Origin of the sequence: Streptomyces sp. NPDC057280, from assembly GCF_042668605.1 — a bacterium.
Lineage (GTDB): Bacteria > Actinomycetota > Actinomycetes > Streptomycetales > Streptomycetaceae > Streptomyces.
Map to the genome: position 1 here is coordinate 1,077,553 of NZ_JBHUYR010000002.1, position 14,053 is coordinate 1,091,605.

The 14,053-nt window shown below is 71.3% G+C and carries 10 protein-coding genes; 5 read left to right on the top strand and 5 right to left on the bottom strand.

Annotated elements, in window-relative coordinates; translation table 11 throughout:
• Positions 1–1,755, top strand: a 1,755-nt coding sequence (locus ACFUO4_RS15420; RefSeq protein ID WP_383484455.1) for an ATP-binding protein, incomplete at its 5' end; no start/stop codon positions are given.
• A 19-nt stretch (positions 1,756–1,774) separates the two neighbouring features.
• Here ACFUO4_RS15420 and ACFUO4_RS15425 read toward each other — a convergent pair.
• The 3 genes from ACFUO4_RS15425 to panB all read right to left on the bottom strand — a co-directional run bounded on the left by ACFUO4_RS15425 (position 1,775) and on the right by panB (position 4,623).
• Positions 1,775–2,605 (bottom strand): ABC transporter permease, encoded by an 831-nt coding sequence (locus tag ACFUO4_RS15425; RefSeq protein ID WP_383484458.1) that lies wholly within the window; start codon positions 2,603–2,605, stop codon positions 1,775–1,777.
• Positions 2,602–3,627 (bottom strand): ATP-binding cassette domain-containing protein, encoded by a 1,026-nt coding sequence (locus tag ACFUO4_RS15430; protein WP_079306464.1) that lies wholly within the window; start codon positions 3,625–3,627, stop codon positions 2,602–2,604. Before ACFUO4_RS15430 ends, ACFUO4_RS15425 begins: the two co-directional genes overlap by 4 nt.
• A 129-nt stretch (positions 3,628–3,756) precedes the next feature.
• On the bottom strand, positions 3,757–4,623 hold the full coding sequence (gene panB, locus ACFUO4_RS15435; protein ID WP_383484461.1) for a 3-methyl-2-oxobutanoate hydroxymethyltransferase: 867 nt from the start codon (positions 4,621–4,623) through the stop codon (positions 3,757–3,759).
• Between the two features lie 216 nt (positions 4,624–4,839).
• On the opposite strand from panB, the gene ACFUO4_RS15440 reads away from it, so the two are divergent.
• The 4 genes from ACFUO4_RS15440 (at position 4,840) to ACFUO4_RS15455 (ending at position 9,697) form a co-directional block, all read left to right on the top strand.
• A complete protein-coding gene (locus tag ACFUO4_RS15440) occupies positions 4,840–6,438 on the top strand; it encodes an MFS transporter (RefSeq protein ID WP_383484464.1) in 1,599 nt (532 codons plus the stop codon).
• A 60-nt stretch (positions 6,439–6,498) separates the two neighbouring features.
• Positions 6,499–7,152: a TetR/AcrR family transcriptional regulator gene (locus tag ACFUO4_RS15445; RefSeq protein ID WP_383484467.1), complete on the top strand. Its 654-nt coding sequence runs from the start codon at positions 6,499–6,501 to the stop codon at positions 7,150–7,152.
• A gap of 189 nt (positions 7,153–7,341) precedes the next feature.
• The gene (locus ACFUO4_RS15450; RefSeq protein ID WP_079306468.1) at positions 7,342–8,391 is read left to right on the top strand and encodes an endonuclease/exonuclease/phosphatase family protein; all 1,050 of its coding nucleotides are present in this window, start codon (positions 7,342–7,344) and stop codon (positions 8,389–8,391) included.
• Positions 8,392–8,470: 79 nt separating this feature from the next.
• Positions 8,471–9,697: an MFS transporter gene (locus tag ACFUO4_RS15455; RefSeq protein ID WP_383484470.1), complete on the top strand. Its 1,227-nt coding sequence runs from the start codon at positions 8,471–8,473 to the stop codon at positions 9,695–9,697.
• Between the two features lie 146 nt (positions 9,698–9,843).
• Here ACFUO4_RS15455 and ACFUO4_RS15460 read toward each other — a convergent pair whose 3' ends face one another.
• Entirely contained in the window at positions 9,844–11,886 is a 2,043-nt protein-coding gene (locus tag ACFUO4_RS15460) for an NAD(+) synthase (RefSeq protein ID WP_383485708.1), read from the bottom strand.
• Positions 11,887–11,989: 103 nt separating this feature from the next.
• Positions 11,990–13,936, bottom strand: a complete 1,947-nt coding sequence (locus tag ACFUO4_RS15465; protein WP_383484473.1) for a protease pro-enzyme activation domain-containing protein — start codon at positions 13,934–13,936, stop codon at positions 11,990–11,992.
• Positions 13,937–14,053: the final 117 nt, after the last annotated feature.

Sequence of the window (14,053 nt, forward strand, 5' to 3'; positions counted from 1 at the left end):
CTGCTGCCCCGCCAGCAGACGCTGCGGGCCGTCGTCGACTGGTCCTGGGAGCTGCTGGACGAGGCCGAACGGGAGGTGCTGCGGCGGCTGTCGGTGTTCGCCGGCGGCTGCGACCTCGCCGCCGCCGAGGCCGTGTGCGGTCCGGCCGCGCTGGACGCGCTCGGCTCGCTCGTCGACAAGTCCCTTGTGGTGGCCGCCCCTTCGGACGGCGGGGAGATGCGCTACCGGCTCCTGGAGACCGTCGCCGAGTATGCGAGCGAGCGGCTCGACGAGAGCGGGCGACGGGCCGAGGCCGGACGCGCGCACCTCACGTACTACCGCGAACTCGCCCGCACCACCGACCAGTTGCTCCGCGGCCCGGGCCAACTCGCTGCCGTAGGACTGCTGGAGCGCGAGTACGAGAACCTGCGCACCGCCCTGCGGCTCGCCGTCGCCGAACGCGACGAGCAGGAGGGGCTCTGCCTGGTGCTGTCGCTGGGCTGGTACTGGCAGATGCGCGATCTGAAGATCGAGGCCCGCAACTGGTCCCGGGAGTTCATGGCCCTCGGCCCCGACCCGTTCCCCGAGCCCGCCCGCCCCGCACGGCCGGTGTGGCAGCGCTGCACGGACACGCCGCCGCCCTGGACCGGAGAGGTGCTCGAAGAGGCCCGGCGCGGTCTGCATCTGACCCATCTCGCCTGCATGGACACCGAGTTGGAGGCCTGGCAGAACCCGGCGGCGCAGGCGAAACTCCGGTCCATCGCCCAGACCTACGAGCCCGGCATGCCGCAGACCTGCCGCATCCCCGGCTCCCTGTGGCTCTTCGCGGTCATGCTCACCGGGGACATGGAGCGGCTGCGGCTGATCCTCGACGAGACCGTGCGCACCTCCCGCGGGACACCCGGATACGACTGGGAGCTCGCCGCGAGCCTGCAGTGGCGGGCCAACCTGTTCGCCCACCGCGTCGACTGGGAGGGCGACGCCCTCGCGGACGCCGACGAGGCCCTGGCGATCTACGAGCGCCTCGGTGACCTGTGGGGCACCGCCGAGGCGCTCGCCGCGCGGGCCGAGTCCCATGAGCGCAAGGGCCGTTGGGGCGAGGCAGCGGCCGACTACGAGGCCGGGATCGACCTCGCCGCCCGGCTCGGCGCCCGCGCCCAGCAGGCCGTGCTCAAGGCCCGGCTCGGCAGCGTCCTGATGGAGTCGGAGCCCGAGCGGGGGGAGCTGCTGCTGCGCGAGGTGCTCGCCTCCCACGACGGCGGCCACAACGAAGCGCTGCCCGCCGCCCGGCTCTTCCTCTCCGCCCGGCTCGCCCAGACCGGCCGGGTGGCCGAGGCACGCGAGCAGGTCCGGCTGCTGCGCGAGGAGTTCGGCATCTCCCACTTCATCATCTTCGACGCCTTCATCCTCGGCGCGGAGGCCCACGTGGAAGCGGCCGCCGGCTCCTTCGAAACCTGCCTCGACAAGATCCGCCAGGCCCTTGGCCGGGCCGAGGACCCGCTGTCCCAGGCCATCGCCCCGCACATGCGCGCCCAGTACCTGCACATCGCCGCGCTCGGCCTGGCCGGTGTCGGCGGCCGCGCCGCGGACGGAGCCCGCTGTCTCGCGGCCGGCGACGCGCTGCTACCGGCCGGCCGTGTCATGCCGACCTACGAGCGGGAGCCCCGCGAGCGGGCCGAGCGGCAGCTGCGTACCCTGCTCGGCGACGCGGCCTACGCCGCGGCGTACGACGAGGGCGCCGGTCTCTCCCCCGGGGAAGCCGCCGCCCTCGTCTGACTCTCGCCGCCGGCCGATGTCAGCTCTTCGTACGGAACTTGTGGATCGCCACCGGCGCCATCACCGCGGTGATCGCCACCGACCAGCCGATCGTCACCCACAGGTCGTGGGCGACGGGACCGCCCACCATCAGTCCGCGCGCGGCGTCCGCCAGCGTGGACAGCGGGTTGTAGTCGGTGAAGGTCTGCAGCCAGCCCGGCATCGAGGTCGTCGGCGCGAAGATCGACGAGCCGAACTGGAGCGGGAACAGCACCAGGAAGCCCATCGCCTGCACGGACTGCGCGCTCTTCATGACCACGCCCAGGGTGAGGAACACCCACATGATCGACGAGGCGAACGCGGTGGCCAGCGCGACGGTCGCGAACAGTCCCGGCCAGTTGGTGATGTCGAAGCCGACGGCCACGGAGACCAGCATCAGCACGGTCGTCGCGAACAGCATCCGCATCAGCTCGACGGAGATCTTCGCGAACAGCACCGAGCCGCGGCCGATCGGCAGCGACCGGAACCGGTCCATGACACCGGAGTTGAAGTCCTGGCTGAACCCGGTGCCGACGCCCTGGGAGAGCGTCATGCTCATCATCGCGATCATGCCGGGGATGACGTACTGGACGTACTGGTCCTGGCCGCCGCCCAGCGCCTGCCCGATCGAGCCGCCGAAGACGAACACGAACAGCAGGGTGAAGATGACCGGCATCAGCAGCGCGTCGGCCATCGACTCGGGGTCCTGGCGGATCCACAGCAGATTGCGGCGGATCAGCGCGCCGGTGTGCCGCAGATGCCCGCGCAGCGGGATCCGGACGTCGTCGGCGGACTTGGCGGAGCTGTCGGCAGTAAGGGTGGCGGCGCTCATACGGCGACCTCCTCGCGGGTCTCGGTGGGCACGGTGTCCTGCGGGGCACTGGCGCGGTGGCCGGTGAGGGACAGGAACACCTCGTCCAGGCTGGGCAGTTCGGTGGTGATGGCGGAGACCGTGATGCCGCGCGCGGTGACCGCGCCGACCACGGCGGTGAGCTGCTCGTCGCTGAGGATCGGCACCAGCAGGGAACCGGACTCCGGGTCGACGGTGGTGGTGGCCAGGCCGGTGATGCCGAGGCCGTCGAGGTGACCGGCGAGGGGCCGCAGCTGCAGCGGGTCGGCGGGGCGCACCCGCAGGGTCCGGCCGCCGACCTTCGCCTTCAGCTCCTCGATGCCGCCGCCCGCGATGACCTTGCCGCGGTCGACGACGGTCAGCTCGGAGGCGAGCTGCTCGGCCTCCTCCATGTACTGGGTGGTGAGCAGGACGGTGACCCCGTCGCCGACCATCCGCTTGACCTCGTCCCACACCTCGTTGCGGGTGCGCGGGTCGAGTCCGGTCGTCGGCTCGTCCAGGAAGAGCACCGCCGGGTGCCCGATCATGGAGGCGGCCAGGTCGAGACGGCGGCGCATACCGCCGGAGTAGGTGCTCGCCGGGCGCTTGGCGGCCTCGGTGAGCGAGAACCGCTCCAGCAGCTCGTCGGCCCGCCGACGGGCCTCCTTGCGGGGCAGGTCGAGCAGCCGGCCGATCATGTAGAGGTTCTCCCAGCCGGGGAGCTTCTCGTCGACGGAGGCGTACTGCCCGGTGAGCCCGATCACCCGGCGCAGCTGCCGCGGCTGCCGGACGACGTCGTACCCGGCGACCGTGGCGTGGCCGGAGTCGGGGGAGAGAAGGGTGGACAGGATCCGTACGAGGGTGGTCTTGCCGGCGCCGTTCGGCCCGAGCACACCCATCACGGTGCCCTCGCGCACATCCAGGTCGACGCCGTCCAGCGCCTTGGTCTCGCCGTAGTGCTTGACCAGTCCCCGCACGGACACGGCGATGTCGGCGCCGCTGCGGTGGTTGTCGATTCGCGTCATGCCGAGAACGGTGCCAGGGCCCACCGACAAACGACCTACAGGTCACCGACAGCCGCCTACAGGCCGCCTGCAAAACCGGCAGCCCGCCGATGGGGGAAGTCGGCGGGCTGCCTCTGTGCCGCTATGGCTCTAGTGGACGCTGTGCTCCTCCAGCGGGAACGTCCCGCCGACCACGTCCTCCGCGAACGCCTTCACCGCGTCGCCCATGACCGTGCGGAGGTCGGCGTACTGCTTCACGAACTTCGGCACCCGCCCGCCGGTCAGGCCGAGCATGTCGGTCCACACCAGCACCTGCGCGTCCGTCTCCGCGCCCGCGCCGATGCCGACCGTCGGGATGTGCAGCGTGCGCGTGACCTCGGCCGCGAGCTCCGCCGGGACCAGCTCCAGGACGACCGCGAAGGCACCGGCGTCCTGCACGGCCTTCGCGTCGCGCAGCAGCTGTGCCGCCGCCTCCTCGCCGCGGCCCTGGACGCGGTAGCCCATGGCGTTGACGGACTGCGGGGTGAGGCCGATGTGGGCCATCACGGGGATGCCGGACTCGACGAGGAGCCGGATCTGGTCGTACGAGCGCTCACCGCCCTCCAGCTTGACCGCGCCCACCCCGGCCTCCTTGACCATCCGGGTGGCCGAGCGCAGCGCCTGCACCGGGCCCTCCTGGTAGGTGCCGAAGGGCAGGTCGCCGACGATGAGCGCGCGGGACGTACCGCGGACGACGGCGGCCGAGAGCATGGTCATCTCGTCGAGGGTGACCGGCACGGTCGACTCGTAGCCGAGGTGGCAGTTGCCCGCGGAGTCGCCGACGAGCAGGACCGGGATGCCGGCCTCGTCGAAGACGCCGGCGGTCGCCGAGTCGTAGGCGGTGAGCATGGGCCACTTCTCGCCGCGTTCCTTGGCGAGGGCGATGTCGCGGACGGTGATGCGGCGGGTGCCCTTCCCCCCGTACAGCGCTTTGCTGCCGTCGGAGGGCTTAGTCGGGGCAGCCGGAAGCTGCGTCATGGCAACGGCTCCTTCAGTCATCTCGAGGCGCCCTGACGGCGTCCCCGGATCACCTCCATGGTGGCACCTCGTGTCACGCGCGGCCAGACCGGGTGACGGGACGTGGGTCACGCGTCGAGCGGTCCTCGTCCGCCGCCCTGGGCCGTTTCTTAAGGTCTCCGTAAAGAATTCCGATACGAGACGGTGCCGTATCGAAATAGGTCTAGTCTCGACCCTATGACTTCTCCTGCCGACCCCGCCCTGACCGGCCCCCGTATACCAGAGGCCGTGCACCGGCGCCGCTGGGCGATCCTCGGCGTGCTGATGCTGAGCCTGCTGATCGTGGTGCTCGACAACTCGATCCTGAACGTCGCGATCAAGACGATCTCGACCCCCGCCCCGACCGGCCTGGGCGCCACCCAGAGCGAGCTCGAATGGGCGATCAACGCCTACACCCTCGTCTTCGCGGGTCTGCTGTTCAGCGCCGGGCTCCTCGGTGACCGGCTCGGCCGCAAGCGGGTGCTGCTCGGCGGGCTCGCCGTCTTCGGCATCGGCTCCGCCCTCGCCGCCTCCTCCGGGTCGCCGGAGCAGCTCATCGCCTTCCGCGCGGTGATGGGGCTCGGCGCCGCCTTCGTGATGCCCGCCACCCTCGCCGTCCTCATGAACGTCTTCGAGCGCGAGGAGCAGCCCAAGGCGATCGGCATCTGGGCCGGCGGCGTCGGTCTCGCGATCGCCATCGGGCCGATCACCGGCGGTGTGCTCCTCGACCACTTCTGGTGGGGCTCGGTCTTCCTCATCAACGTGCCGATCGTGGTGCTCGCGCTCGCGCTGATGCTGTGGCTGGTGCCGGACTCCCGCGACCCCGACCCGGGACGCGTCGACCCCGTGGGCGTCGTCCTGTCGGTCGTGGGCCTGGTCCTGCTCGTCTACGGCATCATCAAGGGCGGCCAGCTCGCCGACTTCACGGACCCCAAGGTGCTGTCGACCATCGGCGCCGGTCTCGCCGTGCTCGTCGCGTTCGTGGTGTTCGAGAAGCGCAGCGACCACCCCTCCATCGACGTCACCTACTTCAAGAACAAGGTCTTCTCGGCCGCCATCGGCGCCATCGCGCTGGTCTTCTTCGCACTGATGGGCGTGACGTTCTTCTCCGTCTTCTACACCCAGAGCGTGCGCGGGTACTCGCCGCTGCAGACCGGTCTGCTGATGCTGCCGCTCGCCGCCGCGCAGATGATCTTCGCACCGCGGGCCCGGCTGGTGGTCGACCGGTTCGGCAACAAGGCCACCACCACCGCCGGGCTGCTGGTCATCGCCGCCACCCTCGCCGCGTTCGCCGCGTTCGAGGCGGACACCCCGATCTGGCTCCTGGAGGTCGTGTTCTTCCTCATGGGGGCCGGCATGGCGCACATCATGACCCCGGTCAGCGTCGTCATCATGCAGGCGCTGCCGCGCGAGAAGGCCGGTTCCGCGTCCGCGCTGAGCAACACCTTCCGGCAGCTCGGCGGCGCTCTCGGCATCGCCGTCCTCGGCTCGGTCCTCTCCACGGCCTACCGCAACGGCATCGAGGACAAGCTCGGCCTGCTCCCGGCCGGCGCCCGCCACGCCGCGGGCGAGTCCATCGAGGCCACCCTCGGCGTCGCCGAGAAGCTCGGCCCCCGGGGCGATGCGCTCATCGCCCCGGCCCACGACGCCTTCCTGCACGCCATGCACGTCACCGCTCTGTGGGGCGCGGGCGTCGCGGTGCTCGGCGCGGTCGTGTGCGCCGTGTTCCTGCCGGGCCGGCCGCCGGCCGGTGAGAAGGACGAGCAGGGGCGGGAGTTGGTGACGGCGGCGGAGTAGCCGGGCGCCCGTGTCAGTGGGGGGACAATCAGCTCGGACCACAGAAAGGGACGCAGCGACGTGACCAGCCTCGCCGAAGCCGGAGGCACCCTCCGCCCCACCACCCCCGCCCGCGGGCGCCCCCGCAGCGAAGCCGTCGAGCGGGCCATCGTCGAAGGGGTGATGAAGCTGCTGGAGGACGGGATCCCGCTCGCGGAACTGTCCATCGAGCGGATCGCCCGGACCGCCGGCGTCGGCAAGGCCGCCATCTACCGGCGGTGGAGCGGCAAGGAGGAGCTGTTCGTCGACGTCGTCCGGACCGCCGAGCCGCCGGACCCGCCGCTGCCCGGCACCTCCATGCGCGACGACATCGTCGTCCTGCTGGAGCAGCTGCGGCAGCGCGGGCTGGTCAGCCGTACCTCGGCGATCCTGCACAACGTCTACGCCCAGATGAAGCAGAGCCCGAAGATCTGGGCCTCCTACCACGACGCCGTCATCGCCCCCCGGCGCCGCGTCGGCCTCGAGGTCCTGCGCCGCGGCCGGGACAACGGCGAACTCCGCGCCGACCTCGACCTGGAACTCGTCAACGACCTGTTCGTCGGCCCGATGCTGGTGCGCGCCATCATGCGCCCGGACGACGACCTGCCCGAGGGGCTCTCCGAGCAGATAGTCGACGCCGTCCTGGAGGGTCTACGGCCCGTCAGCTCATCGTCCGTCAGTTCGCCGAGCCCGTAACCCCGATGTGCGCGTTTCGTCACAGAGGGCGCTTTCCGCTGCCGTGTCCGGAACCCCGAACGGCGACTTGTACGTCCTCGTGCGGGTACGGCCGTCATGGGACGGCAGGATCGGAACCGATCATCCCCTAGGGTCTTGAGTTACGTCGGGGGACGGACGGATGCACGGCAGGCAGTGAGGCGACGCGGTATGGCGCAGCAGGCGTACATGGAGGAGACGGACAACGGCGGCTCGGGGCCCGAGCGCCGGGGCTCCAGGTTCCGACGCCTGCTGGACAGACTGACCGGCCCCTGGCGCGGCGACCCCCGGATCTGGCGGCGCGGCCTCGTCCTCGCCGCCCTGGCCCTGGTCCTCGCGCTGATCATGCTGATGCACTCCCGCATCCCCAACGCCATCGGCAACCTCGGCAGCCTCACGGAGACCTTCCTGCCCTGGCTGGGCCTCTTCGTCCCGGTGCTGCTGGTCCTCGCCTTCGTACGGAAGTCGGCGACCGCCCTGATCGCGGTGATCCTCCCGGCGGTCGTCTGGCTCAACCTCTTCGGCGGGCTGCTCGGCGACAAGGCCGGCGCCGGCGGCGAGCTCACGGTGGCCACGCACAACGTCAACGCCGACAACCCCGACCCGTCCGACACCGCCCGTGACGTGGCGGCCTCCGGCGCGGACGTCGTCGCCCTGGAGGAGCTGACCTCCGCGGCGGTGCCGACGTACGAGAAGGCGCTGGCGGGGACGTACAAGTACCACTCGGTGCAGGGCACCGTCGGGCTGTGGAGCAAGTACCCGCTGAGCGGGGTCAAGCCGGTCGACATCAAGCTGGGCTGGACCCGGGCCATGCGGGCCACGGTGGCCACGCCCGAGGGGCGGGTCGCGTTCTACGTCGCCCATCTGCCCTCGGTCCGCGTGAAGATGGAGGCCGGGTTCACCGCCCGGCAGCGCGACAAGAGCGCCGACGCGCTGGGCGAGGCCATCGCCGACGAGCCGCTGGAGCGGATCGTGCTGCTGGGCGACCTCAACGGCACCATGAACGACCGCGCCCTCAACGCCGTCACCTCCCAGCTGCGCTCCACGCAGGGCGCGGCCGGCAGCGGGTTCGGCTTCAGCTGGCCGGCCTCGTTCCCGATGGCGCGCATCGACCAGATCCTGGTCAAGGGCGTCGAGCCGGAGAGTTCGTGGACCCTGCCGGAGACGGGCAGCGACCACCTCCCCGTGGCCGCCCGCCTGAAGGTGGACACCTCCTCGTAACCGTCTGGAATACTGGGCCTGCAAGGCTTTGTTCCGTAGGTGAACATAAGCACCCCGGAACAACCCTGAAAGGCCCTTCATGCCCCTCGCCCTGCTCGCCCTCGCCGTGGGCGCCTTCGGCATCGGCACCACCGAGTTCGTCATGATGGGCCTGCTGCCCGAGGTAGCGGACGACCTGCACGTCTCCCTCCCCACCGCCGGCCACCTGGTCTCGGCGTACGCGCTGGGCGTCGTCATCGGCGCCCCGCTGCTCGCCGCGGTCACCGCCCGCATGTCCCGCCGTACGGTCCTCATCGCGCTGATGGGGCTGTTCGTGGCCGGCAACGCGGCCTCCGCCTTCGCGCCGGACCACCACTGGCTGCTGGCCGCCCGCTTCCTCAGCGGCCTGCCGCACGGCGCCTTCTTCGGCGTCGGCGCGGTCGTCGCCACGACCATGGTCGCGCCCGAGCGCAAGGCCCGGTCGGTGTCGCTGATGTTCCTCGGGCTGACCGTCGCCAACATCGCCGGTGTGCCGGTCGCCACGCTCATGGGCCAGCACCTCGGCTGGCGGGCCACCTTCCTCGGGGTGAGCGCCATCGGCCTCGCCGCGATCGCGGCCCTGGCCGCGCTGATCCCGCACGACCGCGTGGCCCCCGCGCACGGTGGCCTGCGCGGCGAGCTCGCGGCCCTGAAGTCCCTTCCCGTCTGGCTGGCCCTCGGCACGACCGTCGCCGGGTTCGGCGCGCTCTTCGCCGCGTACAGCTACATCACGCCGATGCTCACCGACTCCGCCGGGTACGCCGACGCCAGCGTCACGCTGCTGCTCGCGCTGTTCGGCGTGGGCGCGACGGTCGGCAACCTGGTCGGCGGACGGCTGGCCGACCACGCGATGCGGGCGACCCTGTTCGGCGGCCTGGTCTCGCTGGTCGTGGTGCTCGGCGCGTTCCCGCTGCTGATGAGCACGCCGGTGAGCGCGGCCGTGGCGGTCGTCCTGCTCGGCGTCGCGGCCTTCGTCACCGGCTCGCCGCTCCAGCTGATGGTCATGGAGAAGGCCTCCTCGGCCCCCTCACTGGCCTCCTCCGCCAACCAGGCCGCCTTCAACCTGGCTAACGCCGGGGGCGCGTGGATCGGCGGCCTGGCCCTGGCCGCGGGCTTCGGGACCACCTCCCCGGCCCTGGCGGGGGCGGTGCTCGCCGTGCTCGGCCTGGGCGTGGCGGCAACAGCGGCCATGGTGGACCGCCGTCGCGCGACGGCGCCGGTGCCCGCACGGGAACGCGTCGTCGCGGGGCACGTACCCGACGGACTGGACGTGAGCCTCAGCCGCTGAGGCCCCGCGCTGGAGACGAGCCTCGGCCGCTGAGACCTCGCGGTGCCCGGCCGCGGCTCATCAGTCGTGGCGATACGCGGGCGGCACCCGCGCCCACACCTCCCGGCGCGCCGACCCACGTCAAGGGCGCTCCGTCGCCCCCGCCCTCAGTTCCCCGAAAGCTCCTCGAACCGCTCCAGATCCCGCAGCCACGCCCGTGCCGAACTGTCCGACGGCGCACGCCAGTCGCCGCGCGGCGACAGGGAGCCGCCCGCCGAGACCTTCGGGCCGTTCGGCATCGCCGAGCGCTTGAACTGGGCGAAGCCGAAGTAGCGGCGGCAGAAGACCCCCAGCCACTTGGCGATCTCCGGCAGGTCGTACGCCACCCGCTTGGCCTCCGGGAACCCCGGCGGCCACGCGCCGGCCTCCGCGTCCCGCCAGGCGTGCCAGGCGAGGAAGGCGATCTTCGACGGGCGGAAACCGTAGCGCAGGACGTGGAAGAGCGTGAAGTCGTGCAGCGCGTACGGGCCGATCTTCGACTCCGTCGACTGCATCTCCTCGCCCGGTACCAGCTCCGGGCTGATCTCCGTGTCGAGGATCGCGGTGAGCGTCTTGCCGGTCTCGTCGCCGAACTGGCCGCTGCTGACGACCCACCGGATGAGGTGCTGGATCAGGGTCTTCGGGACGCCGCCGTTGACGTTGTAGTGGCTCATCTGGTCGCCGACGCCGTACGTCGACCAGCCGAGCGCCAGCTCGGAGAGGTCACCGGTGCCGAGCACGATGCCGCCGCGCTGGTTGGCCAGCCGGAAGAGGTAGTCGGTGCGCAGGCCCGCCTGGACGTTCTCGAAGGTGACGTCGTACACCGGCTCGCCGGACGCGAACGGGTGCCCCATCTCCTGGAGCATCAGCCGCGCGGTCGGCGTGATGTCCAGCTCGGCCGCGGTGACGCCGAGGGACCGCATGAGGGCGTGCGCGTTGTCCTTCGTGTGGTCGCTGGTGGCGAAGCCGGGCAGCGTCCAGGCGAGGATGTCGCTGCGCGGGCGCCCGGCGCGGTCCATCGCGCGGGCGGCGACGATGAGCGCGTGGGTGGAGTCGAGGCCGCCGGAGACACCGATGACGACCTTCGAGCCGCCGATCGAGGCGAGCCGCTGCTGGAGGCCCTGGACCTGGATGTTGTAGGCCTCGAAGCAGTCCTGGGCGAGCCGGTCCGCGTCGGCGGGCACGAACGGGAAGCGCTCCAGACGCCGCCGCAGCCCCAGGTCGGTCAGCGGCGGGTCCAGCTCGAAGCCGACCGTGCGGAAGTCGCCGGTGCGCGCCGCGTGGGTACGGCGGTTGTCGTCGAACGTCCCCATCCGCAGCCGCTCCTGCCGCAGCAGGTCGAGGTCGACGTCGGCGACGGCGTGCTCGTCCCCGAGCGGGAACCGCTCGGTCTCGGCGAGCAGCACGCCGTTCTCGTAGATCATCGTCTGCCCGTCCCAGGACAGGTCCGTGGTCGACTCGCCCAGCCCCGCCGCGGCGTAGACGTACGCCGCGAGACAGCGCGAGGACGCCGAACGGCACAGCAGCTTGCGGTCCTCGGCCCGCCCGACCGTGATCGGGCTGCCGGACAGGTTGACCAGCACGGTCGCCCCGGCGAGGGCCGCCTCCGCGCTCGGCGGCACCGGCACCCACATGTCCTCGCAGATCTCGGCGTGCAGGACGAGACCGGGCACGTCCGACGCCTCGAAGAGCAGGTCCACGCCGAAAGGAACCCCGACCCCGCCCACCCGGATCGCACCGCCGCGCTCGTCGGCGCCGTCGCCGATCTGGCGGCGCTCGTAGAACTCGCGGTAGTTCGGCGGGTACGACTTCGGTACGACCCCGAGCACGCGGCCGCGGTGCACGATCACCGCGCAGTTGTAGACCCGGTTGCGATGCCGCAGCGGCGCCCCGACGACCAGCACCGGCAGGAGCCCCGCGGACCCCTCCACCACGGTCGCGAGCGCCGCCTCGACCTCGTCGAGCAGCGCGTCCTGGAGCAGCAGGTCCTCGATCGAGTACCCGCACAGCACCATCTCGGGAAAGACCGCGACCGCGACCCCTTCGTCCGAGCAGCGCCGCGCGTGGCGCAGCACCGCCTCGGCGTTGGCGGGCGGATCGGCGATGACGGTGTGGCCCGTACAGGCGGCGACACGCGCGAAGCCGTGCTGGTAGATCGACCGGAAGTTCAGCGGAGTCGGAGGCACGGCGTCCAGTGTAATCCGTTTAATCGTCAGAGCGACGCGATGGGGCGCGGGACGAGATCGTCCCGCGCCCCATGGGCTGCTGTGCCGGTCAGTGCAGCTTGTACGACTCCACATAGCCGTTCGCGGGCGTACCCACGCCGGTGACGGGGTCGTACCCCTTCACCGCGGCCAGCGAGCTGTCCTTGCCCAGCGACCGCACGGACGTCGCCAGACCGTCCGTCGCGTCAACGCCGTTCACGAAGTCGACGCGCGCCACCGCGAGCTCCGAACCCGTCGGGGTGTCGGTGACGTCGTGGTAGACCTTCGACCCGTACTTGGCGTAGATCGACGGGTTGGCGAAGCCGATCGCCTTGCCGCCGCGCGCCTCGGTGGCGAGCGCCTGCACGGCCGCGATGACCGGAGCCGCCAGCGACGTGCCGCCGATCCGGTACTCGCTGTACTTCTCCGAGCCGTCCGGGAAGGTCTGCGTCTGGCCGACCTTGAAACCGGTGTTCGGGTCGGCGATCGCGGAGATGTCCGGGACCACGCGGTTGCCGGTCGCGTTGTTGGCCTTCGCCAGCGCGTCCGGGACGACACCCTTCTGGTAGAAGGGCTCGGCGACCGTCTTGCTGGTGCCGCCGCCCGCACCCGAGGTGAACGCGCCGGGGAAGTTGGTCCAGCTCTTGCCGTCCGCGGACAGCGTGGCCTTCTCGGTGCCCCAGCCGGTCTCCCACAGGTACTTGTCGCCCTTGCCGACCGCCAGCGAGGTACCGCCGACCGCCGTCACCCACGCCGAGTTGGCCGGGGTGTCGACCTGCTTCGTCTGGGTGTGGGCGACCTCGTCGCCGTTGTCACCGGAGGAGAAGTAGAAGCCGATGCCCTCGACCGCGCCGAACTGGAAGACCTGGTCGTAGGCGGCCGCGAGGTCCGGCGTCTGGTTGGCCTCGATGTCGCCCCAGGAGTTGGAGACGATGTCGGCGAGGTGCTTGTCGACGACCTTGCTGAGCGCGTCCAGCAGGTCGTCGTCCATGCAGGACGCGCCGCCCACGTACGTGACCTGCGCGTCCGGCGCGACCGCGTGCACGGCCTCGACGTCGAGGGTCTCCTCGCCGTACCAGCCGGAGGCGTCGCACTCGTCGGGGCCCGTGTACCGGTAGTTCTTGGGCAGCACCTGCTTCAACTGGCCGGTCTTCCAGGCCGCGTCGCCGTGCTTCTTCGCGTAGGTGGCCGCGTCGTAGGCGATGGTCGGCGAGGCGAACGCGTCCGTGATGGCGACGCGCACCTTCTTGCCCGTGTACGTGCCGGCACCGTAGGCGGCACGCAGCTGCTTGCCGGTGTACCCCTTGACGGCGTACGGGATCTTCGTGCCGTACGCGTCCGGCAGCGTGGTCGCGATGTTGGAGCCGTAGTACGAGGAGAACGGCCCGGAGTTCTTGAACACGGCGCCGGGACCCGGCAGCTGGTCGGCCTTGGTCGCCTTGTGCGGAGCGTTGTCCAGGCCGGTGACGGTCAGGACGGCGCCGTTCAGGCTCTCCGGCGCGGACGCCGCCTTCGACGGCGCGCGGTAAGTCTTCGTGCCCTTGGCGTAGTTGTGCAGCTGGGTGCCGAACGCCTTCTCGGCGGCGGCCACGTCACCGGTGACGGAGACGTAGTGCTGCGTGACGCCGGTGACCTTCAGACCGGCCGCCGTCAGCCACGACTTGACGGCGGCGACCTGGGCCTTCGTCGCGCCGAAGCGGGACTGCGCCTGCCCGGCGCTCAGGTACTTGCCGTACGACGCCGAGGCCGGGTCGGAGACGGACTTCGCGTACGCGGCGAGGCCCGCCGCGTCCTTGCCCGCCAGATAGACGCGGGCCGAGACCCGCGAACTGTCGGCGGTGGCGCCCTTGTCCGCCTTCGCGGTGGCCCACGCGGGCTTGGTCCCGGCCAGCGTGTCACGGGCCGGGGAGTCCGAGGCGTGCGCTGCGGGTATGCCGAGCGCCAGCGCGCCGGCGATCATGGGCAGTGTCGCTGCCATGCTCACTCCGGCGCGCGTTCTGGCGCGGTTGGATCTCATGGAACCCCCTGGTTGCGGTTCGTCGCGAGTGGATCACTCGCCGGGGCAACTCTTTCGGCGAACCGTTCATGCCAGGGGAATACGAAACCCAAGAAGAACCCAATTAACCTAATGCCA